Raw genomic sequence first — 23,103 nt, forward strand, 5'->3', positions numbered from 1 at the left:
AAAGGTGGCTGCGATGATTTACAAGGATTTCGCCATTGTCACTGGGTTGTCTTGAAGATAGTGATATTTAATCCTCAGGGGTAGAATTCAGACTTGTTGATTGCGGTTGGCTTTGAGTAAGTCTTCTACACACCAAAACCCCATTGAAAAAATCCCATTGAAAATAGACAATTGACAATTGTTTACTCATTCATTATCCATTATCTATTATTTTTTCCCACACCCCACACCCCACAGCCTACAGCCTACACCTCTTACCCTGAGCCACACCCCACACCCTAGACCCTGTAATTAGCTGATGTGATCGAGCAATTGGCGAACGATCGCGGCATCGGCAGCATCAGGGACGATCGCCAGATAGGATTCCAGGTCTTGCCGTGCTTCTGACCAGCGATCGCTTTGATAATATAAAAGGCCGCGATCGCGCAGTTGGTCTGGGGCATCGGGAAACAACAGCAAAATCCGGTCAATTACCCCCAGACATTTTTTCGCCTGCATTTGTTGGAGATAAATCATTTTTAAATTCATCAGCATCCGGGCTAAAAACTGTCGTGACGTGACTCGGGCAAAAAATTCTGGCCGCAACTGCACAGGTTGACCATACAGTTGACTTAATCGGGGCTGCCAATCTTCCGCAAACAATATCTCCCCGCGATTAAATGCATCCACAAAAATCCCCGCATCGGCAAAATCTGGACGAATGATAAAATGTCCGGGCATTCCAATGCCGACCATCGGAAAATCGATGCGCCGAGCCACTTCCAGATATACTAACGACAGGGTAATTGGAATCCCCGTGCGCCGAACAATTACGTCACTCAGAAAACTATTGCGCGGATCGTAGTAATCATCGGTATTGCCCCGAAAACCAAGGTCATCAAACAAATACTGATTAATGGTCTTGATGATTCGGAGGGGATAGCGTTCTGGGGGCAACTGTTGCCGCACCTCTTCCGCCATCACATCAAAAGTTTCGAGGGATTGCTCGACATCCAGATCGGGATATTCTTCTTGAGCAATATATAAAGCCGCTTTTGCCAGATTAATTTGTTCATCTGGCTGCTGGATTTCTTGGTAAAATAATTGTCGCGCTGCGGAAAATTCCATGTTACAAGTGAAGACTGCCTTTTAGGTGGTTCTATGCTGTTTTTCTATTTTAAGTCAGGGATACATTTATTAACCGTTCGTGGTTGATGGTTCTTGGTTGATGGTTGATGGTTCTTGGTTCTTGGTTAAGCGTTGCCGGTTCACCGTTCACCGTTTCCTCCACTTCTACGGATGTACTATTATAGCTGATGCTCTATTAAGTTAACATCAGTTCTTTTATGGAAAAATTTCCACCGTATTTATCTTATCTCGGAATTGGTCTAGGGAGTCTGGTCGGTCTTTTGTTATTAGTTTGGGTTATCGTTGCCATCAGGATTTTGCGGAAAACCAAAGGATTACCTCAAGCAATTGGCACGTTTTTGACTTTGATTGTCGAGGACAATGTGACCGCAGCTTATCAGTTGACGACAGATAATTTTAAAGTCAAAATGTCTAAACAAGCTTTTAGCAAGTTTATTAAAAAGCATAAAATCAATATACTCGTACCCTGATGTCAATTCCTACCGTTGAAGAAAATTGTCATTCTTTGGCGGTGACATTGATTACGAAAACGGATCAATAAATAACCTTAAAAATCTCTGTTATTAAAAACAAAAAAAATTGGCAAATTGAGTATTTATAATATGAATATCAAGGTTAAAATCCTGATCTTGCCGGGAAATTAATCGTCAGCTTTAAGACAGAATCTCTCTAGATGCAAGCGAGATATTTAGTCGGGGCATTCGCTCGATTTGCCCCAAGAAATCTGCTATGATTCAGTGTACTGACATTTGAGGGGATAATTTAATATCGCTCGGCAGCAAATCGCGGTCTGCGATCGCGATGACGGTCATGGAGTTTCCCCGAAAAATCTATCATTTTATTAATATTTTTTTATATTTTTTTTAGATTTACGTTAAAATTCGTGTAATTTGTGTAATTTGATGCGGAAATTTTGTCCATTTTTACTCAATTTAAAAATAGATTAAATACATAACGGGTTGGATCCAGCCCCTTGATGCTCGTACTCATACTAAATTTAAATCTACCGCTAAATCTAGCTCCGAAGTGAAAATGCAGGTTTATCGGCATTTTGTTCCATTGTCACCAGGGAATTAGCAATAATGGATATCGTGACTAGCGAAACCGAACCGATCCCAGTGTCACCAAGCTATCACTTTTGCTGGGTAGTATTGAATCAACCGCATCTTAAAGTGCTTTCTTGTCGATCGCCTTAAAGGGGCGAAAAATCTTTCAGCCCAGCCAGGAAACGAGAAGTGTTTTTTAATAAAAGACACTTGGAGAAAAACTTTTCTAGCTTACTCTCTAGCTTACTTTTCCCGTGAATGAGTCCAGGTTAAAAATTTTTAAATCAGGGTCTAGAGTCATAACCGCTTCACTCGGCATTTGGCCAAAGCTTTAATTAACCGTGGATGACTCGCGCATAAAACCGAGCAGATCAAAAATATTCGATCGCCAGTTTTTTTTGATTTGAGAGGTCAAAATATATAATTACTTAATCTACCTATATTTTTTGTGATTCATTCTGAATGCGATCGCTTTCATAAATTTGAATCAAGCTTCACAGGAAAAGCCCGTTTACCTGAAAACAAAACCCAAAATATAAAATATGGACATAAACAATCTGGACATAAACAAAATGATTGCTTTCCAAGAACAACGAGGTTATACGGACATAAAAATGTATGCGTCTTTATTGCCAAGGCTAATTTTAGAGATAGCGGCTGCTGACGATCTTGATACCGCTTTAAGCCTTGCAGTAGAGCGGATTTGTGAAGCAACGGACTGGGATTATGGAGAAGTGTGGGTTCCCAGTCCGAATGGGGATTATTTGCAATGTAGTCAATCTAAATTTAATCGGGATTCCTTGGCGATCGCTCAATTAAGAACCCATAGTTTAGAATTTATTTTTCCCCCTAATATCGGTTTGCCCGGACGAATATGGGTGACGAAAAAATCAGAATTTTACCCTGATATTTCTAAATTGTCAAAAAATTTTTTTTCCAGAGTCGAAATGGCGAAAAAACTGGGAGTCAAATCCGGTTTTGGTATCCCCGTTGTGATTTCAAATGAAGTCGTTGCTGTAATTTTATTTTTTATGCTGAAATCTAACCCGAAAAATCCAGTTAAACTGGAGATGATTCAAAATATGATGCCTCAATTGACCGTGTTACTCCATCAAAAACAAACCGAAAAACAATTAAAAGAGACTACGGAAAAATATCGGAGTATTTTTGAAAATGCGGTGGAGGGCATTTTTCAAACCACCGCCGATGGTCGTTATCTAACTGTTAACCCGATGTTAGCGACTATCTACGGTTATGATTCCCCTGGAGAAATGATGGCTAATCTGACCGATATTGAGCATCAACTTTATGTAAATCCTCAACGTCGGAATGAATTTCGCCACTTACTGGAAAAACAAGATGCGGTCTGGGCATTTGAATCAGAAATTTATCGGAAAGATGGCCAAATTATTTGGATTTCAGAATGTGCGCGAAAAATTCGCAATGCTGCGGGAGAAATCATTGGCTATGAGGGGACGGTAGTTGATATTACCCAGCGTAAGCAAGCAGAAATCGAATTGCTGAAACGCGATCGCTTGCTGGAAGCTGTGGCCGCAGCTATGAATGAATTATTGTTAAATCCTAACCACCGAGAAGCGGTGAATCGTGGGTTAGGAAAATTAGGGGAAGTGGTGGGAGTGCATCGGGTTTATGTCTGCATAGAAAGAAAAAATTGCGATTTTAATTGCGAATTGACTGGCGCTCGGCTCGCCAGTCAACCTAGCTTAATTATGGAATATGAGTGGACTGCTGAGGGAATTTCCAGCGCCAAAACAGCGGATCATCTGCTGATTCCCACGGACTCAAAGATTTTCCCCTGTTTATTAGCTGGTGAACCCTTGACGATCTTGACGGAGCAAATGAGTCCAGGCGATCGCGCTGTATTTGGTTATCCCGATGTTGTTTCCAGTTTGTTAGTCCCTATTATTGTCCAAGAAGAATTTTTTGGCTATGTGGGATTTGATGATTGCCAAACGGCAAGGTCTTGGTCAAAAAGTGAAGCATCAATTTTAGTGGCGATCGCCGGTAGTATTGGTGGTGCGATCCAACGCCATCAGCAAGAAGTCCTGATTCACCATCAAGCGTTTCACGATCTTTTAACAGGTTTACCCAACCGACAGCAACTCGAACAATCTCTACCGAAAATGCTGGCGATCGCGCAACAGCAAGAGCAAAAAGCCGCTTTCCTGTTTATCGACTTAGATCGATTTAAAATCATCAACGATACTTTAGGTCATGGAGTAGGGGATCAACTTTTGCAAATCGTCGCCCAACGATTAAAACAGTCCCTGCGAGAAGATGATATGATTATTCGCTGGGGAGGCGATGAATTTATTGTCATCCTGAATCAGATTCACCATTCAGTCGATGCTGGTCATATTGCCCAGAGGATTATTAACTCCATCCAGCAATCGTTTCTGATCGATGAGCATCAACTATATATTAGTTGTAGCATTGGCATTGCCATTTATCCTGAAGATGGCATCGATGCGTCCACCTTGATGCAAAATGCCGATCTCGCATTATATCGGGTCAAAGAAACGGGACGAAATAGCTATGAATTTTACACTCCCTATATGCACTCGGAAATTCCCGAATACTTATTATTAGAAAATAATGCGGAACAGGCGTTGAACCAACAAGAGTTTCTCCTGTTTTACCAGCCATTACTCCACCCAACAACCCGTGAGATTAGAGGAGTGGAAGCATTAATTCGTTGGCAGCATCCCACCCTCGGATTACTGCCAGCAGAAAAATTTATTTCTTTATTAGAAGAAAAGGGCTTCATGGTCAAGTTAGGTCGCTGGATTTTAGAAAGTGCTTGCGAGCAACTGTCTATTTGGCAAACCCTTGGCTGGCCGCCGGTTAAAGTTTGGATCAATTTGTCAGCGGCAGAATTTCAGCAACAAAATTTATTAGCTATTATCAGTGAGGTGTTACAAGCAACGGGAGTTAATCCTGAATGTTTGGGCTTAGAAATTAATGAAGCTACGGCGATGCAAGATTTAGAATTTACTCGCCACAGATTGCAGCAGTTACACCGGATGAGAATTGCTTTGGCTTTGGATAATTTTGGCAGTGGGCTTGTCTCGTTAACAGCACTCAAAAGTTTGCCTTTTGACCGGATTAAAATTGATCGTTTTTTTCTCAAAAAAGTAGGAAAAAAATCTAAAGAATTGGCGCTACTACGCACCATGATTGATTTGGGAAATCAACTGGGTTTTCCAGTGGTTATTCAAGGAGTTGAAACTCCCGAACAACAAGAAATTTTAGCGACATTTGATTGTGACGAAATGCAAGGTAATTTTTTGAGTCCACCACTGTTTGCGTCGGAGGCAAATCGTTTGTTTAGTTTGCCCAGTAAATTTCATTTATCCTAAGTGGATAATAGGTAATGGGTAATAGATAATGGGTAATGGATAATGGGTAATGAACCGGGAGAGGCGATCGCACCAATCAAATCCTTTCAAAATGCTATAATATACCCTATAAACTGCGATGAGAAACAATTAACTATGGCCATCGCCCAATCATTAGAACTGGGAATTACTAGCCTTCCCGACCATACTCAACTACCTGACTCCGACGGTACTTTTGTGAAAAACTTTCAGGAGCATCCCCAAAGTATTTTACTCACTGATTCTCTGAAATCGACATTAGATCAACTGCATCCAGACCAACAATATGCGATCGGTCAAGACTGTGGGATTTATTGGCGATTAACCCAACCCCCAGAAAAAGGGGCGGAATGTCCCGACTGGTTTTATGTTCCCAACGTTCCGCCAACTTTGGATGGACAATTCAGACGTTCTTATGTCTTATGGCAGGAATATATTCCCCCTTTAATTGCCATTGAATTTGTCTCAGGAGATGGTTCAGAAGAACGCGATCGCACTCCCTTATCCCAACTCTCTGGAGAACGCCAAAAACCCGGTAAATTTTGGGTATATGAACAAGTGATCCGTCCGGCTTTTTATGCGATTTATGAAGTACAGAAAGCCAGTGTAGAAGTATATCGCCTAATCGCCAATCATTATGAGTTAGTGGCAGCGAATGAACGAGGTCACTATCCCATTGAGCCAATGGGCGTAGAATTGGGCATTTGGCTCGGACAATATGGCAACTTAGAATTGCCGTGGCTGCGGTGGTGGGATAGTCAAGGTAATTTGCTACTAACCGGAGATGAACGAGCAAGAATTGAAAGCCACCGGGCGGAAAAGGCCGAATTGGAGTTACAGCAGGAACGCCAACGGGCGGAAGCGGAACGCCAACAAGCCGAAGTAGAATTACAGCAAGAACGCCAACGGGCGGAAGCGGAACGCCAACGGGCGGAAGCGGAACGCCAACGGGCGGAAGTGGAACGCCAACGGGCTGAACGACTCGCGGAGTTACTGCGATCGCAGGGAATTAACCCCGAAGAACTGTAAATAACTCTGGCGGAGAGGCGATCGCCAATTTGCCGCCCTGGAAACTATGACGATTTGGTCTTGATAATTACACTTAAGCTCAAGTTTCCACCAACGGCAGGGAATTAATTCCCTGCCCCGCATTCGCGGGGGTTGACACCAATGTTGGACGAAGCCCCCCTAGGGAAACTCCTGTTGCCCCTATTTTGTGGGGTGCGATCGCTTCGGCGTTGCGGATGCAACCGAAGCGACAGAAACAGGGTTTCCGTGCTTAATCTCGCTGTTTAACCTCGCTACTTATTTAGTCTCACCGATCGTAATCACCGCGATCCTTGTCTAAACGCTCAGATCCTTACACCTGAAAACTTTCGATGTAGGTTGGTCAATGATTTCTCTGGGGGATGCTTCCAGCACGTAGTAAAATCAGAAGAGTAGAATCAAGGTGTGCATATGTCAAATTTTAGCTTATCCAGGTTTTGTGCCACTTTAGGTTAATCGATTTTTCAAGGGATAGTTTTCGATTCAAAAAAATCAGTGGGTGCAATGATAAAAGTGGGTTATTTGATCTCTCATATGACTGTGTTAAGATGACTGTCTGTGCGCTGAATATTGTTTGTTTAGCCTGTTTTTCACAATCTGTTTCGATTCCTGGAGATGCTATATGTTCCAGCGATTCTTTAGATTTGTTTATGGCAAATTCCTGTTCTCAGGAATCTCTTAATTTCCCAATGGTTTTTAACGATGAAAAAAAATATTCACAGGTTCGTCATAATTAGTATTCTGCTAATTATATGCGGATTTTGCCAACCCTTGCATATAATAAGTTTTGCAGAAAAAATTTCCATATTTTCTGCAAAATTATTCTCGCTTACTGGAATAACAATATCGGAAAATTTAGGAGTAAAATCATCCATAATTGATGAAAAATTTGCCTCTATTAATCAAAACAAAATTAGCATAAGCTTGCATGAACATTTTACAAAAAATGCCATAAGCGCATTAATTCTTGAAAATAAATGGGTCAAATTAGGTGCATATTCTGATAATCTTAATGAGAAAAAATACCAAAATTTTCAGTTAAAATCAGCCTTATTGTACACGGGAATATATCCAGAAGTTTATACCAGTAAAGCCGATCGCTTATTGCCCCCACCAAATCATTTTTCTCATTTTTCTCATTATTTAGATGATTTACATATTTATGACTTTCAATTATTTATGGTAATTTCGGGTTTGACCCTGGGCGGAATTGCTATTTTTATTTACCAAGCTAAATATACCGCCAATCAACTGAAGCAGAAAAAAAATGATTTTGCCACCCAAAGTTATTTAAATAAATTCGCCATAAAAACCGTTAAAAATTCTCGGATAATTCATCCTTTAATCACCGATAGTCAAATAATTCTGGATGCTTCTGGTAGAATTCAGTTTATTGCCGAAAATTTATTAGTAAAATTAGGCTACAATGCGGATGAGTTATTAAATAATAATGTTAATGCAATTCTGGGTAAAAGTGATTTTTTGTTTCAGCAGACTCAGAATATTGAAGTCAAAATTCCCGAAATAAAACAAATCAAAAAAAAATTAAAAACTAAACAAGGAGAAAAAATAATTGCCTTGATTTATTGGGCAAAAATACATAAAAACAATAAATTAAAAGGCGTTTTTTTGTTAATTAAAGATATTACAGATAGTCACCATTTGCAAGAAGCACGACGCAATGAAAAGAAGTTTTACCAACTCGCTGAAACGGTTCCTATTGCAACTTTTATTTATCAAGACAAACAGTTCGTTTACGTTAATTCAGCAATGGAAACCTTAACCGGCTATGGTAAAAATACCTTGCTCGCCATGAATTGCTGGCAGGTGATTCATCCCGACTTTCACCAAAAAATTAAAAAAAGCTTGCAGCATAAAAAAAATACTCAGCAGCCTGTCACCTGGAGAGGAGAGATTAAAATGCTCACCCAAGCAGGTGAAGAACGGTGGGTTGATTTTACGGTGAAATTAATTAAGTTCGATCGCAAAGTTGGCCTATTGGGGACAGCTTTCGATCTGAGCGATCGCAAAAAGATGGAACGAACCATCAAAGGCAGCGAAGAACGTTACCGTAATTTGATTGAATTATCCCCAGCGGCAATTTTTGTTCACAAAAAAGGCAAATTAGTCTTTGTCAATCCCACCGCCTTAAAACTCCTGGGAACCAGGAATTCTAAGCTGGTGCTCGGTCAACCGTTGCAAAAATTTTGGTTAGAAGATTATAAAGCATTAATTCAATCTCAATTTAAGCAAGCCAGCCAAAATAATGGCATTTTAGATCCAGTTGAACATCAACTGATTCGGGTTGATGGCCATCGGATTCAGATGGCATCGACTTTTACCCCAGTCATTTATGAGGGGGAACCGGCAATTATGACTACGGGGATCGATATTACTGAACGCAAGCAAGCGGAACAAGCACTCCGAGAAAGCGAAGCCCGCTATAAACAACTCCTGGGGTCTGTCACTGACTATATATATACGGTGAGAGTGAAACACGGCAAGGCGATCGCCACGGAACATGGTCATGGCTGTATTGCGGTCACAGGTTATAGCCCAGAAGAATATCAAGCAGATCCTCAACTTTGGTATGAAATTGTTTACTCCGAAGACTTGGAACCCGTAAGAAACCAAACGGCGCAAATTCTGACGGAAGGAAAAGCCGAACCCTTAGAACATCGGATTATCCACAAAAATGGCGAACTCCGTTGGGTGAGAAATACCCCAGTTGTCCGCAAAGATGCCCACGGTCAGATCGTCTCCTACGATGGCTTAATCAGTGATATTACAGAACGGAAGCACGCGGAAGAAAAAGTCAACTACCAAGCGTTTCACGATCTGCTCACCGGACTACCAAACCGGGCTTTATATAATCAGCGTCTCTTAGAAGCGCTAACCAAAGCCCAGCATCAGGGTCATCACTTGGCGGTGATGTTTTTGGACTTAGACCGATTTAAAACCATTAACGACACTCTCGGTCATGCGATCGGGGACTTACTCCTACAGCAAGTAGCCCAACGGATTTGTCATTGTCTGCGGCAAAATGACACCCTATCCCGGTGGGGGGGTGATGAGTTTACCTTGCTGCTACCCCAAATTCATACTCCTGATGATGCAGTTCATGTCGCCCAAAGAATTATTGCCGCTTTAAAACCTGTGTTTGACCTAGACGGACACCCCTTGCACATCACCACCAGCATTGGTATGGCGGTCTATCCCCAGGATGGTCAAGACATGGAAACATTGCTAGGGAATGCGGACGTGGCTCTATACCAGGCCAAAGAACAGCGGTCTACTTACCGAATGTACAGTGCGACGATGAATTCTCAAGCCTCGGAGTTGTTGGCGTTGCAAAATAGTTTGCACGCGGCTTTAGAACGCGGCGAAATACAAGTGCATTATCAGCCTCAAGTTAATGTAAAAACTCGGAAAATCTTTGGCATGGAAGCATTGGTGCGGTGGCAACACCCAGAATTCGGTCTGGTGCCCCCCAGTCGCTTTATCCCTTTGGCGGAAGAAACGGGACTGATTGTGGAAATTGGGGAATGGGTTCTACGCAATGCCTGCGAGCAAAATCAATCTTGGTTACAAGCGGGCTTTTCACCGATCCGTATGGGAGTTAATCTCTCAGCGCGTCAATTTCAAGAAGCCAACTTGGTGGAGATGGTGGGAGAAACTTTAGCCAGAACCGGTCTGCCTGCGGATTTGCTGGAGTTGGAAATCACCGAAACCATCGCCATGCAAAATGTGGAATGGACTGGCAAGGTGCTCGGTCAATTGCAGTCTCTAGGGGTTCACCTCTCGATGGATGATTTTGGCACGGGTTATTCTTCCCTGAGTTATCTGCAAAAATTCCCTTTCCATAGCCTGAAAGTGGATCGGTCTTTTGTCCGAGATATTAGCATCGATGAACAAGATCGGGCGATCGCCCAAGCGGTGATTGCCCTCGGTCGCGCCTTAAATCTCCGCGTGATCGCCGAAGGGGTGGAAACCGTGGAACAATTAGAAGTCTTACGGGGAATGCATTGTGAAGATATGCAAGGTTTTTTGTTTAGTCCGCCGATTCCCGCCCTACAAGCTACTAAACTGCTAACAAAATATAATCATCATCATCGGCAACATACTGCTTAATTCGTTATGTCCCTGGTGACGAAGCCAAAAATCTCACCGATCATAAAAACAACATGAATGCAAATAACATCAAACGCTTACTAGAAACTAAACAATGTCAAGGGGGCATTCTCCATGATGCCAACCTGCCGCGATTTAATCTGAGTCAAGCGGATCTCAGCGGTGCTAAGTTACTCTTTGCCAACCTGAATCGGGCAAATCTGAGTCAAGCGAACCTCAGTGGTGCGGATCTGAGTTTTGCTAATTTAGTCGGAGCGAATCTGAAAAATGCTGACCTGAGTGGTTTAGATGCTAAAAGCATTAATCTATTTGAAGCCAACCTGACTGGAGCAAACCTCAGTGGTGCAGACCTCAGTTTTGCGAATTGCGTCAAGAGTAATTTAAGCGAAGCCCACTTAAGTGGAGCCGAGTTTCAGGGAGCCAATCTGATTGGGGCTCAGTTCAATCATGCCAACTTGAGTGGAATTCACCTCAGTGGGGCTAATCTTGCTCAAGCGCAAATGTTGGAAGTGAATTTATCTAATGCTGATTTGAGTGGTGCGCGGTTAGTGGATGCAGATTTAAAAGATGCCAATCTGAGTAATGCTGACTTGAGAAATGCGAATCTCGGCAATGCCGACCTCCGGGGCGCTAATTTGACTGGTGCAAATTTGACCGGAGCTAATCTTGGCGGGGCGAAATTAGAGGGGGTGATTGGGATTTATCATAATCCGATGATGATGCAACCGAATTATCCGCCACATTATCCCCCGAATTATCCACAAAATGCACCGAATTATCCACAAAATTATCCCCCAAATCGGGGAATTTCTCCATCGCCTTATATGACGAATGGAGAATCGGGAAATTATCCGGGTGGGGTGAATGGTTTAGCCCTACCTCGTCCAGGAATGCACGTTCAAGGCTAAAAGTTTGACATTTAACAAATGTCACAAAATTCTGGTGACGAAATTCCGGTGACGAAATTTCGGTGACGAAATTCCGGTGACGAAATTGGTGCCTTGGGCAAGGAGTTCCAAGTCACGGATCCCTTAATATTCAGACTTTAACAGACTGGCTCAAATTCATCCTAGATTTCGGAGTCATGGGAGCGGGAATCTGAAAACCCGGACGGGGGCTTTCTTTGGTCATTTTATCCCTTGAGGGAGGAGCGATCGCTTGATTCCCCCTGCCTCAACCCTGGATATATTGGTGAAAGGTTCTGCGATCTGAACCTTCCAAGCGGCACATGGCAAGCTAAGATGAGAATCGTTGTCCAATTCACTAAACTTGTGATTAGAGCAGCGTAGGTTATGGATCGCTGCTGCCGTGGATCGTTGTCAAATCAATTTACTAAAACATAGCCTTATGAGTCCTGTGATTAAATTTATTCGACCCGCTGGGCTGCTAGACCGCACTAGAGCTAGTCAGTTTAATCAGGAGGTTAACAAATGTCTGGAATTCACTTCTGATGTTGAGAGTAAAGCTGACATCGTTTTAATTAATTTTAAAGATGTGACTTTTATGGATAGTTCTGGCTTAGGTGCGGTGGTTTTAGCCATTAAAACTGTTCAAGGAGCGGGGATGCACATTTATGTGTGTTCTCTGAATAATCAACTCAATATGTTATTTGAACTTTCTGGCTTGAATAAAGTCATCGAAATTTTTCGTGATGAAGAGGAATTTAAGCATAAATTTTGCTCAAAAAAATAATCGTAATTAAGGAGAATAAAAGGAGAATGAATTGTTTTTATCCTGATTGATTAGTAAAATATAATTCAGGTTTTTCCAGCTAAAAAAAATCAGATAATCAATAAAATTATGGGCGATCGTAAGACCGCCCATAATTTTATATGATTTAATAATTGCCTCGCCCGGAGAAAAACTGGAAAAAGATTTTAATAAACTGAAACAGCACCTTTTGTTTGATGGGAAATGTTTGGGTGAAAATGTCGATCTAAAGAAAAAATTTAGGCTGAATTAATCAAAGGCAAAATGCAAGAGTGATACGTCATCATTAAACGCATCATCAAAGTTTAATGAACGAACGGCTTGTAAAATATTTTCCAGACTACATTGATTTTTCTCGGTGTAATCAGCGAGGACTTGAATGAAGTTATCTAATTGCCAGATTTCGCCATTGGGTAAGGGAATTTCATAAATCCCATCACTAAATATGTATAAGTTGGATGCCGGTTCAATTTGACAAGAGTCGTTGATATATTTTGCTTGGGGAAACATACCAATAGGGATACAACCCGATGTAGAAAGTTGTTTGACTTCCACAAGGTTTTCGGGATTTTTGGTGATTAACATGGCGGGGGGATGACCGGCACAAGAGTAGAGTAAACTTCTAGTGCTTCGGTTATAGACTCCATACCAAATGGTAAAGTACATATTCCGCTGTCGATCCATCTGGAATGCTTGGTTCAAGGCATTGAGCACTTGATTGGGTTCATAAAAGTTGGTGTTGGGCAGAAAGCGCGATCGCAAAAAGTTGAGTACGGACACGGACAACAATGCTGCCCGCGAACCATGTCCCGATACGTCCAGTAAATAAATGGCTAAATGGTCGTCATCCAACCAATAATAATCAAAACAATCTCCTCCGAGTTGTTGGGAGGGAATAAAGCGAGAATCAATGCGGACAGGTTCGATGGCGGGGATTGGCAACAGAGATTGGACATAATCGGCGGCTTCCATTAGTTCCGCTTGTAAAGCCGCTTCTGCCCGTTTGCGTTCGGTAATATCAATGCCGACAAATACAGCGGCTTCATTGCCTTGCCATTTTTTGGCAATCACCATATCACTGTGAAAAGCGTCATTGACTTTTGTGTCAATTTCTATAGAGGCTTCCTCGGTTTGATTGGCAAAAAATTCCCGCACAAATTGACCAAATTTTGATTCACGAAAGCCGACTTCTCGACCGACAAACTCTTCTGGGGGTAAATTATAAGTGGCGGCTAAATGTCGATTAGCGCCTAGATACCGAAAATTAGAACTAATTAAAGACACGGTTCCGGGTACTGCATCTAAGACCGCTTGGAGTTGATCGCGAGTAGTTTGTAAGGTGGTTTCCGCTTGTTTTCGGCTGGTGATATCATCCACAAAGCCTTCCACCCCGATGGGATGGTTGTGGAGATCGCACAAGAGCTCAAAGGTTTCTTCGATCCAAATTTTTTTGCCATCCCGTCGTTTTACTTCGGCTTCGCAACAGATGCGACCTTCAACGGTCAGCTTTTTGATGCAGTCAGCCCAATGATCGGGATTGACATATAATTCAGCGCCATTGCTGACGCTGGCGAGAAATTGTTGGGGAGAATCATAGCCATATATTTTGGCTAGGGCTAAATTAACGGTGGTGTAACCACCGGATAAGGTGGCTTGAAAAAGTCCTTGGGTGGCATTTTCAAAGATTTGTCGATATTTGGCTTCCGCTTTTTTCTGGGCGGTGATGTCCTGGAGAATAACACAAATGGAGCAGGGGTTTCCGTCTTGCCAATGACAAAATATTTTGCCCTGACAAAAGAGGCGATCGCCTTCTTTGGTTAATAAAATTAATTCGACATTTTCTAATGTTTGTTTAGAAATCAATAGTTGTGGTAATTGCCAGCAATCTTCTCCACAGTCTGGATGCAGAATATTGCCCCAAGAGAGATGACTAAATTCTGCTTCTGTGTAACCGAGGGCTTCACAGCAAGAGGGGTTGACATAGAGAAATCCTTGGTCTGACGACCGGACGATCGCCATTAAATTAAACGTCTGTGGTAACAGGGTTTCGAGTAATCGTGAGGTGATATTTTTGTCGCCATTGGACTGCTGAATTTGTGGGACGAATTGCTGTTCTGAATGCTGGAGTTCTGGATCTTTGACCCCAGATTCTAAAAGGGCGATCGCCTGTCGAGCAATAATTTCTAGTCCGTCTTTTTGTGGGTCGGTTAAAGATCGCGGTTGATCGTCCATAATGCAAAGGGTTCCCCACAAATAGCCATCAGCGGTTCGCAGGGGGACTCCGGCATAAAAGCGAATGGCAGGAGGATTGACCACCAAAGGATGATGACTAAATCGGGGATCTTGGAGGGTATCTGGAACTATGAATAATCCTGATTGCTCGATGGTACAGAGACAAAACCCGATATCAGGAGCAAAAATCGGCTCGGCAGAATTGTTTGGTTGTACCCTTAACCAACTGCCGTCCCTCTTTCGCCAGTGGATCTGGGCAATGGGGGTGGTACAAATTTGCGCGGCTAGGCGCATGAGGTCTTTAAATGCTGCTTCAACTGCCATATTAAGAGCTTTCTTGCGACCCCAAGAGCGATCGCGATTTTCAATGATGGAGATTGATAATTTATGATGAGCCAATTGCTCTGTCTTCGGGATAGAACCTGACATTAAATATTTTTTGCATTAAGATACAATATACTGTATATAATATCCAGGATCTGGAGTGAGTATCTTGATAAAGTCTCCACCCTGTTTTGCCCAAATTATCAGAGCAGTAAGCTAATGGATTTCCTAATCAACCAATTTTTTTTCTCAACAGCAAGCAATTACGGCTATCGGGGGTTCGACTGTAATCTAACTCATCGGTTAACCGATCCATAAATAGTATTCCTCTGCCGCTGGTGCGCTCGAGGGGGTTGTATTTTTCTTGAGAAATCGATTTGAGTTTTGATTGCAAATCAAAAGGCTGGCCATAGTCCCAAATTCGCATCTCAAACCAATTGCTAAGTACGGTGACTTCAATATCAATTGGAGTGGTACGAGGCAAATTATGATGAGCATGGCGGACTGCGTTGGTGAAGCCTTCTGCCAAAGCAGTTTGACATTGCCACCAGAATTCATTGGTTACAGGTAAAGCATTGAATTGCTCAAACCATTCTAGGACATTTTCTAACTGATTCAGATCGGTTAATACCTGAATTTGCGATCGCTTCAGTGGTGGCTCTGGTTTTTCCGCTTGCTTGTTTAGCTGGGCTGTGAATTGCTTCCACCAGCTTCCAAGGTTTTTTAACACAATTTCTAAGGAATAAGGATAAATCTTGAATCACTGGATTATGGTTCTCGGTAACTTCACAAAGCTCCACTATTTTTGTGAAAAATTACCCAGATAGTTTTGAGTATTAACTTAATATCATAGAGCAAATTCCAGTTTTTTTGGTATTGTCGGTCTAACTGAACGACATCTTCAAAATTTTTAATGCTTGAGCGGCCATTTACTTGCCATTCGCCGGTCATGCCCGGTTTCACGTCTAGCCGTTGCCATTCTGGAATTTCATAGCGTTCCACTTCATCGGGAGTGGGGGGTCGGGTTCCCACCAAACTCATCTCTCCTTTAAGCACATTCCAAAATTGTGGCAGTTCATCGAGACTGGTGCGCCGCAGAAAACGGCCTACTTTCGTAATTCGCGGGTCATTTTTGTTTTTGAACAATTTCGCCCCTTCAATTTCGTTTTTGACCTCTGATTTCCGCGCTTCCGCATCAATGTACATGGAGCGGAATTTCCACATTTTAAATGGCCGATGCATCCAACCACAACGAATTTGACCGAATAAAATTGGGCCGGGACTATTGAGTTTAATGGCTACGGCGATCGGAATAAATAAAACCGCCGTAATGCCTAAACCCACGAGCGCCCCGACAATATCGATCAAGCGTTTCACTTTAGATTTCACCGAGGGATGAGTCGTCGGTAGAGAGGCCATTTGTTCCTTATCCAAGGTGGGAATGACTTGCCGACCGGATTTTTGGGAATTTGGCTGATAATTTGGCTGATAATTCGGCTGATAATTCGGCTGATAATTTGGCTGATAATTCGGCTGATAATTTGGCTGATAATTTGGCCGGGAATTTGGCTGATAATTTGGCTGAGAATCAGGCATTTCCTCAATGGTTACTCGTTGTAACAGGTCGGTCATGGATAAGACTGCCATGACTTGCGGTTGCACTTGACAGAGTACCAAGGAAATTTTCTGTTGTCTGGTGGTTTTGATGTTATAAACTAAAGCACCAATTCCACTACTGTCAATAAAAGTTGTTTGACTACAATCAAGTACGATTTTGTGCGGAGTTGGCTCACGCTCGGCAAGTTGGTGACAGGTTTGCTTAAAAGCAACGGCTTCCAATATGCTGATCCGAGGTGGTAAGTGAACGGTGGCGGTATTGCCATTAAACGAAACCGGAAACTCTGCGTTGGGGTTTTGAGTGGGCATAGAACCGGAAGGGTAAATAAGCGAGTGATTTTGGCCTAGTTTTGGTCTAGATATTTTAACTAAACCTGCCCCCTTGAAGGCGGGGGTCAGAGATTTTGGGGTCTGATTTACCGGGGGTTTGTTGATGACTCTATTTGAGGATCTAGCTGACGATCTCGGTTATGAGGACAGCAAGCGAATGCCTTGATCTTTGAGATATCGGCCTGTAATTATCTATTGTTTGGCGCGATCGCCCCAAATAATAGATATCATAGAGCATAGACTGGCACTGAATTATTTTTCAATAGTACACTATCTATTTGCCCGGTTACAACCACCCACGCCAAGCGGATTTGACAACATTCTATCCAGGGCTGCCACTCTGAAGTTTTATTTTTCCGGCGGGGATATTTTCCCGTGCAATATGGGAACTGTGCAACCTAAATTCTCCTTTTTGAGCGAGAATTTTTTATAGTTTTTTAACGTTTTTTGTTTTGGCAATAAAAAATCAGTTTCCTGGGATCTGGCGGGTTAAAAAAAGTTAACATCTGGGGTTTTTGCTCAGGGACTGAGCAAAAACCCGGTTGCTGCGTTGATTTTCTGTACTTACGCACGATCAGGCTCGGTGTTAGGGGCAATGGATCAATTGCCCCTACGGATAGCAGTAAAATCAGGACTTTTGTTTTAGTGCTGCCTCAGAATATAATCCCCTGGGGTAATTGATCGAGTTCTCCAACCAGAGATGGAAGTGACGGTTCAGCGCTATGGATCATAGCTCAGAAGTATTCCCGGATACGCGGGTAGGGCGATCGCGATTTACCAGCCGTTCCAAGGGGTCACTTCTAGAACTTGTCTGGGGGTAAATACCACCCGGTAGCTGACCACTGGAACATAAGCTAAGTTACCGTCACTGTTTTTTCTCAGAGCCGCAGAAGGCTGATGTAATTGGCGCAGAGGCGTTTCATAAAGATAATCTCGGGCTGGTTGATTTTGCGGTTCGTAGTCGGCGATCGCCCCATCTTCTGTCACCAAAACTTTATAAATTAAATCCCGCTGAAATGTTGGTGTCGTTTTCCACTCGTCAATCAGATTGTCACGCAACTGCTTAAATAAGGTTTCCACCATCGCCGGATCTTGAATCTCAGGCGGTGGGCTGGGTCTGCCGGTTAGCCCCCGGTAGGGACTCACTTCTGGCACCCCATTGGGTTCGAGTACCACTTTAAATAAGCCAATTTCTTCCACCGGAGTGGTGCCACCGCCAGTCTGTTTGTACAGAATTTGCGATAAGGGGGTTTGCTCAACATAATCTCTGGCGGCATCATTTTCCGCTTTGTAGCCGACGATCGCCCCATCTTTGGCTACGGAAACTTGATAGATTAACGGTTCGGTAAACGTTGCCGGATTTGTCCAAGTCTCCACAAGTTGATTCCGCAATTGCTGCTGTAAAATTGTCAGTCTGGTGGGATCGGTAATTTCTGGAGTTTGCGCCAGAAGGGTTTCTAAATCTGAAGCGGACAGGGGTGAACCAGAGTTAGCGGTTCCCGGTGGCTGATTTGCCCCGGAAGAACCGGCGGTTTTCCCATCGGTGATTTCATTCCGAGTGGACTGTGTTACCGGATCCTCTGTAGGCCGTTTAATTTCTGGGATCGGTGCCATGAAAAAGGCGGTGGCGGCGATCGCTAAACCGGAGACTCCCACTGCCAAAGGAACGACTTTCTTCGCGACTGGTTCTTGGGTGCGGAGATATTTCTTAGAAACCGGGGTTAAACTCAGGGTCAATGCGGGGAGAGTGCTTTTATCGGCAAAGAACTGATCCACCGCTTCAATCAAATCAAATAACTGCACCGTGGTCAGATCCACCTGGATCGGGGCCGACTGACGCCCAAGTTCCCCAGACAAGACCGTTAAGCGATGCAAATTACCGGGAATGGCTTCGAGGTTGACCCAGGTGCCTTGATGCGGCTGCTCCCCACTACCATTATTGGGTAGCAGAATAGGCGATCGCACCCCGCTCAACATTTCCTGAGCATAATGACTGACTGCCGTCACCAAACTCTGAAAAAAATCTAGCCCACCGCTGACGGGTTGCTCCAATCCAGTCACATAACATTGAGCATTCAGCAGAATCGACATCAAAGGCTGCACATTGGCACCGAGGGTCGTCTGTTCGCTTAACCCTTCCAAAATCAACCGGCAATTCGGCAAACTATACTGACGTTGAATAGTCATTCAACTTCTCCATCAAACAAACTAATCCAAAAACGTTGTATTCCGGCAGTGCCGGTGCAAATAAGTAATTTACTCAGCAACTCCAAAGCCAACTCATTCAACTTCTCATTAGAAGAATAAGCCAAAACTGCCGCACGTTTCGGGTTCATCCGGCTGCGAAAATGCGCTCTAAATCTTTCGAGATATTTCCCTAAGAGCAAATGGTGTTCTACGGGAATTTGTTTCCGATTGAGTTGCTGGTAGTCCATGAGCAACTGTCGAATTAATGCGGTTAAGCGTCGAGCCAAAAAGCCCACAATCGAGACCAGGGCTTTCCCCTCTGCTAAGGATAAGGGACTGCGTTGGCTATAACGGCGTAAGGGATTGGTGCTCCGCATCCGCCACAAGGCCACCCGATTTTTAATAATCGGTTGCAGTCCTAAGTCTTTGGCTAAAAGCAAGATTGCTTCCGACCCACCGAGATCCAGGGCTTCAATCGCCAGCAACATTAAATCTATTTCTAACCGACCCCGACGGGGACATCCCTTGTGCCATTCCCCTGGAGGATCGGGCAAATTATCTAAAATGAGCGGTTCGCTCGGATCCGGTGGCTTGTTAGAGCCCATTACGTCTACCACACTATTCATAATCAGGATAATAGTTTACGAGAATCAGTATATTCTCAGATTCTACAGAATTAGACTACAGAGGTCGGGCGAAAAGCGATCGGCCCTCTATCTGATCATAAATTGCCGTCGCGATTTAATCTCTACCGGAAAAAAGGCGATGGATTAAATTTCGACCATTGAGAAAGGATCTGACCCTCGGAAAATTCCCTCTCACCCTTTCACCCAAGGGGTCTAACTTGTTTTTTCCTGGGGGCGTTTTGTCAACCGCTGAATTCAAGTGGCATATGTTAAAACCGGCAAGTTTTTTGGTGAATGGTCTATGATTCATTCAGGTTAATCATCCAGGCTTTTAAGCTAGAGTTCCTCCGCTGTAGGGTGCGTCTTTGCGGTCACTAATTATAAATTTATAATTAAAAACCCTAAAGATAAATGTCCGCTCCCAACGCACCATATTATGGGCATTTTTGGTTGATTTGCACTGACGGCGATCGCACCACTAGGCCTGGTTGCTTGCCCTGGTTGCTTGCCCTGGTTGCTTGCCCTGGTTACTTGCCCTGGTTACTTGCCCTGGTTACTTGCCCTGGTTACTTGCCCTGGTTAAAATCTACAACTTATATTCACCCGCAAAATTATCGATTTATGGATATCAAATCTCTCATTCGCAATATCCCTGATTTTCCCAAACCGGGAATTATGTTTCGAGATATTACCACCCTACTGCAAAATCCTGATGGTCTGCGAGGTGTGATTGACCTGATGGCGGCAGTCTGTGCGCCCCTTCAGCCAGATTATATTCTGGGAATGGAGTCTCGTGGGTTTATTTTTGGCACCCCGTTGGCTTATAAGTTGGGGGTGGGTTTTATTCCGGTGCGGAAACCGGGCAAGCTGCCAGGGGCGGTTTATTCCGTGGAGTACGAGCTTGAATATGGCACCGACCGCTTGGAAATGCACCAAGATGCCCTCAAAGAAGGCGATCGCGTCTTAATTGTTGACGATTTAATTGCCACCGGGGGTACGGCTCAAGCTGCGGCTAAGATGGTTCAGCAAGCGGGGGCAGAATTAGTCGGTTTTTGCTTTGTGGTGGAATTATTGGCCTTGGGTGGTAGAGAAAAACTCCCCAATGTCCCGATTATCTCAATGGTTGAATATTAAAAGAAACCCGGTTTCTTGGATAATTGTGTTATGGCCACGAAGAGAAAAGTATGGATTTAGACGCTTTATTTACCCTGCATTGCGATATCCCCAGGGAAGGCCCCGGCAGCGATGAAGCAACGTGAGGCGATTCATCGTTTACCCGGTTGGCTGCGATCGCGCGATTTTATTGAACCCTGGGGCGGGCAAATTTTGGATCTGGGTTGTGGTCTGGGACGGCAAACCCTGGTATTAGCGCAGGAACTCCAGTGGCCGTTCGCAGCGGTTGATTTCCTTGCAATTCCATCTTCCCTACCTATTGCGACTTCAGCAAGCTGCCGTGGACCGAGGACTGGATCATTTAATCACGATCCGCCAGCAAGATATGGCGCAGTTAGAAGATGCTCCGGGTAGTATCGATCTCATATGGGCAGAAGCTTCGATTTATATCCTGGGATTTGCCAATGGCTTAAAATTGTGCCGTCCTTTGTTACGAGAGGGCGGCTGCCTGGTGGTCAGCGAAGCTACTTGGCTGATTTCCGCACCCCCCCAAGAAGTTCTGGACTTTTGGCAAGCCGAATATCCAGCCATGACCCCGATCGCGGGCAACATAAAATTAGCGGAGGCGGCGGGTTATCAAGTGTTCGATCATTTCATTTTGCCCCGGTCGGCTTGGTGGGACGAATATTTGACCCCATTGGCAAAGCGGGTGCGTCAGCTACAACCTGAAGCGAGTCAGAATCCAGGATTGGCCGAGGTGTTGGCCGCAAGGGCAAAAGAAATTGATATTTGCGATCGCTTTGGAGATTGTTTCGGTTATGTTTTTTATCTCATGCAGCCCTCTTCCTAAAACCTGAATTGGGGTTGAGGATTTCTGGTGAAAATTATGGCTGATTTTTGACCCTTGAAATCCCTAAAAATTTCTGGAAAATTTTCTATGCTTAATCTCAGTGAACCCAATGAATTAGACAACGATATTGTCACTCTAACCAAAATTCAGATTGCCCTGAAAGCCGCAGCGCGATTCCGCGAAGCGGATTGCTACCGCGAATCGCTTCAAAGCAACTTATCCCAATTAGTCATGGAAACCGACCTAAAAAGCGATCTAGGTTTATGGCAATGCAAAGTTACCTGGAAAATTTGTTAAATAATTATCCAGATTAGACGCATTTTATTGGTAGTTCGCAAACGGTGAATGACCGGAAAAATGCCCAATAATTGTTAAAAACATTTTCTTGATCAGCACGGCAAAAGTTCAGTGCAGAAACCCTCAGTAATATTCAGGGAAATATTACCCAAACTGCCCCTATAATTGATGACTTAGAACAGGTTGAAGCGGATTATATTGTTGTCACCTTGTTAATCGGCACCGCTTAAGATCGCCCCTTATTTGCATCTATTAAATCTGCCGCTGAATTAAAAGCTGCATTACAAAGGCCGCAATGCCGCCAGAATATCTGCTGATTTTTGAATTATTGTGGAGTCCGCAATTGGCAACTGATAGCCTGTCCGCCTCGCAATTTGCTCAAGATTATAGTGATTTAATCCCGATCTAAGCCTGCCCCCGTGCAGACGGGGGTTAGATATTTGGGGGAAGTTAGATATCTGGGGACTGAGTGAGCATAACTGCTTGATAATAATTAGGAGAAAATCGGCGATCGCTCCCAAAAGCAGATGTTTTCATCGGTTATGATAGGGTGTGGAAAACCAATCAAGACAGTCAAGAAAGGGTAAGATTTATGAGCTTAAAAGACCGCATTGGCGAAGAAATTAAGGCCGCCATGAAAGCTAAAGATAAAATCCGCTTGGAAACGGTGCGGAGTATCAAAAAGCTGATTCTGGAAAAAGAAGTCAGCGTCCGTCCGTCCGGTCAGGATAGCTTAACGGAAGAACAAGAAATTGAATTACTGGTGCAGTTGGCGAAACAACGAAGAGACGCGATCGAGCAATATCAACAAGTTGGTCGCGAGGATCTAGCTGCCCAAGAAGCCCAGGAACTAGCCATCATAGAAGAATACTTGCCCAGTCAACTTTCCGACGCCGAAATCGCCAGTACCATTGAAGCGATCATCGCTCAAGTCTGCGCCACCTCCATCAAAGATATCGGTAAAGTCATGGGGCCTGCCATGCAGCAGTTAAAAGGAAAAGCCGATGGCAAAAAAGTCCAAGAAATCGTCAAAGCCAAACTAGGATAGTTGTTAGTTGTTAGTGCGA

General features: G+C 43.6%; 17 protein-coding genes and 1 pseudogene. 12 read left to right on the forward strand and 6 right to left on the reverse strand.

Annotated features, from left to right (window positions below; all coding sequences use genetic code 11):
* Positions 1–291: 291 nt before the first annotated feature.
* Positions 292–1,107, reverse strand: a complete 816-nt coding sequence (locus tag AM228_RS26595; RefSeq protein WP_054469934.1) for a SirB1 family protein — start codon at positions 1,105–1,107, stop codon at positions 292–294.
* 218 nt (positions 1,108–1,325) lie between these two features.
* Here AM228_RS26595 and AM228_RS26600 point away from each other — a divergent pair, with 218 nt between their 5' ends.
* The 6 genes from AM228_RS26600 to AM228_RS26625 all read left to right on the forward strand — a co-directional run bounded on the left by AM228_RS26600 (position 1,326) and on the right by AM228_RS26625 (position 12,442).
* Positions 1,326–1,598, forward strand: coding sequence for a hypothetical protein (locus AM228_RS26600; protein ID WP_054469935.1), 273 nt, complete (start codon positions 1,326–1,328; stop codon positions 1,596–1,598).
* Between the two features lie 1,148 nt (positions 1,599–2,746).
* Entirely contained in the window at positions 2,747–5,554 is a 2,808-nt protein-coding gene (locus AM228_RS26605) for an EAL domain-containing protein (protein ID WP_054469936.1), read from the forward strand.
* A 135-nt stretch (positions 5,555–5,689) separates the two neighbouring features.
* Entirely contained in the window at positions 5,690–6,601 is a 912-nt protein-coding gene (locus AM228_RS26610; protein WP_054469937.1) for a Uma2 family endonuclease, read from the forward strand.
* 942 nt (positions 6,602–7,543) lie between these two features.
* The gene (locus AM228_RS26615; protein WP_054469938.1) at positions 7,544–10,750 is read left to right on the forward strand and encodes an EAL domain-containing protein; all 3,207 of its coding nucleotides are present in this window, start codon (positions 7,544–7,546) and stop codon (positions 10,748–10,750) included.
* 53 nt (positions 10,751–10,803) lie between these two features.
* Positions 10,804–11,658 carry a pentapeptide repeat-containing protein gene (locus tag AM228_RS26620; protein ID WP_054469939.1) on the forward strand — a complete coding sequence of 285 codons (855 nt, stop codon included), beginning with the start codon at positions 10,804–10,806 and terminating at the stop codon, positions 11,656–11,658.
* A gap of 439 nt (positions 11,659–12,097) precedes the next feature.
* Positions 12,098–12,442 (forward strand): STAS domain-containing protein, encoded by a 345-nt coding sequence (locus tag AM228_RS26625; protein WP_054469940.1) that lies wholly within the window; start codon positions 12,098–12,100, stop codon positions 12,440–12,442.
* Positions 12,443–12,709: 267 nt separating this feature from the next.
* Here the strand turns inward: AM228_RS26625 and AM228_RS26630 are convergent, their stop codons facing one another.
* From AM228_RS26630 to AM228_RS26650, 5 genes are all read right to left on the reverse strand, one after another.
* Positions 12,710–15,121 (reverse strand): SpoIIE family protein phosphatase, encoded by a 2,412-nt coding sequence (locus tag AM228_RS26630; protein WP_156332085.1) that lies wholly within the window; start codon positions 15,119–15,121, stop codon positions 12,710–12,712.
* Positions 15,122–15,248: 127 nt separating this feature from the next.
* Positions 15,249–15,746: an ATP-binding protein gene (locus AM228_RS26635; protein WP_322096588.1), complete on the reverse strand. Its 498-nt coding sequence runs from the start codon at positions 15,744–15,746 to the stop codon at positions 15,249–15,251.
* A 56-nt stretch (positions 15,747–15,802) separates the two neighbouring features.
* Positions 15,803–16,942 carry an anti-sigma factor antagonist gene (locus tag AM228_RS30355; protein ID WP_054469941.1) on the reverse strand — a complete coding sequence of 380 codons (1,140 nt, stop codon included), beginning with the start codon at positions 16,940–16,942 and terminating at the stop codon, positions 15,803–15,805.
* Between the two features lie 795 nt (positions 16,943–17,737).
* Positions 17,738–19,150 (reverse strand): DUF4335 domain-containing protein, encoded by a 1,413-nt coding sequence (locus AM228_RS26645; RefSeq protein WP_054469942.1) that lies wholly within the window; start codon positions 19,148–19,150, stop codon positions 17,738–17,740.
* Positions 19,147–19,776, reverse strand: coding sequence for a DUF3038 domain-containing protein (locus tag AM228_RS26650; RefSeq protein WP_054469943.1), 630 nt, complete (start codon positions 19,774–19,776; stop codon positions 19,147–19,149). Before AM228_RS26650 ends, AM228_RS26645 begins: the two co-directional genes overlap by 4 nt.
* Positions 19,777–20,397: 621 nt before the next feature.
* Between AM228_RS26650 and AM228_RS26655 the strand changes: the two genes are divergently transcribed.
* From AM228_RS26655 to AM228_RS26670, 6 genes and pseudogenes are all read left to right on the forward strand, one after another.
* Positions 20,398–20,910, forward strand: a complete 513-nt coding sequence (locus AM228_RS26655; RefSeq protein ID WP_054469949.1) for an adenine phosphoribosyltransferase — start codon at positions 20,398–20,400, stop codon at positions 20,908–20,910.
* 274 nt (positions 20,911–21,184) lie between these two features.
* A complete protein-coding gene (locus AM228_RS26660) occupies positions 21,185–21,739 on the forward strand; it encodes a cyclopropane-fatty-acyl-phospholipid synthase family protein (protein ID WP_156332086.1) in 555 nt (184 codons plus the stop codon).
* 87 nt (positions 21,740–21,826) lie between these two features.
* Complete coding sequence (locus AM228_RS26665) at positions 21,827–22,036, forward strand: hypothetical protein (protein ID WP_054469945.1); 210 nt, start codon at positions 21,827–21,829, stop codon at positions 22,034–22,036.
* Between the two features lie 107 nt (positions 22,037–22,143).
* Positions 22,144–22,266, forward strand: a pseudogene (locus tag AM228_RS37060) (hypothetical protein); the annotation flags it as partial.
* A gap of 65 nt (positions 22,267–22,331) precedes the next feature.
* Complete coding sequence (locus AM228_RS37065; RefSeq protein ID WP_190880947.1) at positions 22,332–22,445, forward strand: DUF1517 domain-containing protein; 114 nt, start codon at positions 22,332–22,334, stop codon at positions 22,443–22,445.
* 183 nt (positions 22,446–22,628) lie between these two features.
* Positions 22,629–23,084: a GatB/YqeY domain-containing protein gene (locus AM228_RS26670; protein ID WP_054469946.1), complete on the forward strand. Its 456-nt coding sequence runs from the start codon at positions 22,629–22,631 to the stop codon at positions 23,082–23,084.
* The last annotated feature ends 19 nt before the right edge of the window (positions 23,085–23,103 follow it).

Source organism: Planktothricoides sp. SR001, from assembly GCF_001276715.1.
GTDB classification, from domain to species: Bacteria; Cyanobacteriota; Cyanobacteriia; order Cyanobacteriales; family Laspinemataceae; genus Planktothricoides; species Planktothricoides raciborskii.

What these genes read in the sequence shown, in the direction of transcription:
- AM228_RS37065 (WP_190880947.1), top strand. Translation starts at nt 22,332, where the DNA reads ATGCCGCCAGAATATCTGCTGATTTTTGAATTATTGTGGAGTCCGCAA.
- AM228_RS26595 (WP_054469934.1), bottom strand. Translation starts at nt 1,107, where the DNA reads ATGGAATTTTCCGCAGCGCGACAATTATTTTACCAAGAAATCCAGCAG.
- AM228_RS26650 (WP_054469943.1), bottom strand. Translation starts at nt 19,776, where the DNA reads ATGAATAGTGTGGTAGACGTAATGGGCTCTAACAAGCCACCGGATCCG.
- AM228_RS26655 (WP_054469949.1), top strand. Translation starts at nt 20,398, where the DNA reads ATGGATATCAAATCTCTCATTCGCAATATCCCTGATTTTCCCAAACCG.
- AM228_RS26630 (WP_156332085.1), bottom strand. Translation starts at nt 15,121, where the DNA reads ATGTCAGGTTCTATCCCGAAGACAGAGCAATTGGCTCATCATAAATTA.
- AM228_RS26605 (WP_054469936.1), top strand. Translation starts at nt 2,747, where the DNA reads ATGATTGCTTTCCAAGAACAACGAGGTTATACGGACATAAAAATGTAT.
- AM228_RS26620 (WP_054469939.1), top strand. Translation starts at nt 10,804, where the DNA reads ATGAATGCAAATAACATCAAACGCTTACTAGAAACTAAACAATGTCAA.
- AM228_RS30355 (WP_054469941.1), bottom strand. Translation starts at nt 16,942, where the DNA reads ATGCCCACTCAAAACCCCAACGCAGAGTTTCCGGTTTCGTTTAATGGC.
- AM228_RS26600 (WP_054469935.1), top strand. Translation starts at nt 1,326, where the DNA reads ATGGAAAAATTTCCACCGTATTTATCTTATCTCGGAATTGGTCTAGGG.
- AM228_RS26625 (WP_054469940.1), top strand. Translation starts at nt 12,098, where the DNA reads ATGAGTCCTGTGATTAAATTTATTCGACCCGCTGGGCTGCTAGACCGC.
- AM228_RS26665 (WP_054469945.1), top strand. Translation starts at nt 21,827, where the DNA reads ATGCTTAATCTCAGTGAACCCAATGAATTAGACAACGATATTGTCACT.
- AM228_RS26670 (WP_054469946.1), top strand. Translation starts at nt 22,629, where the DNA reads ATGAGCTTAAAAGACCGCATTGGCGAAGAAATTAAGGCCGCCATGAAA.
- AM228_RS26645 (WP_054469942.1), bottom strand. Translation starts at nt 19,150, where the DNA reads ATGACTATTCAACGTCAGTATAGTTTGCCGAATTGCCGGTTGATTTTG.
- AM228_RS26610 (WP_054469937.1), top strand. Translation starts at nt 5,690, where the DNA reads ATGGCCATCGCCCAATCATTAGAACTGGGAATTACTAGCCTTCCCGAC.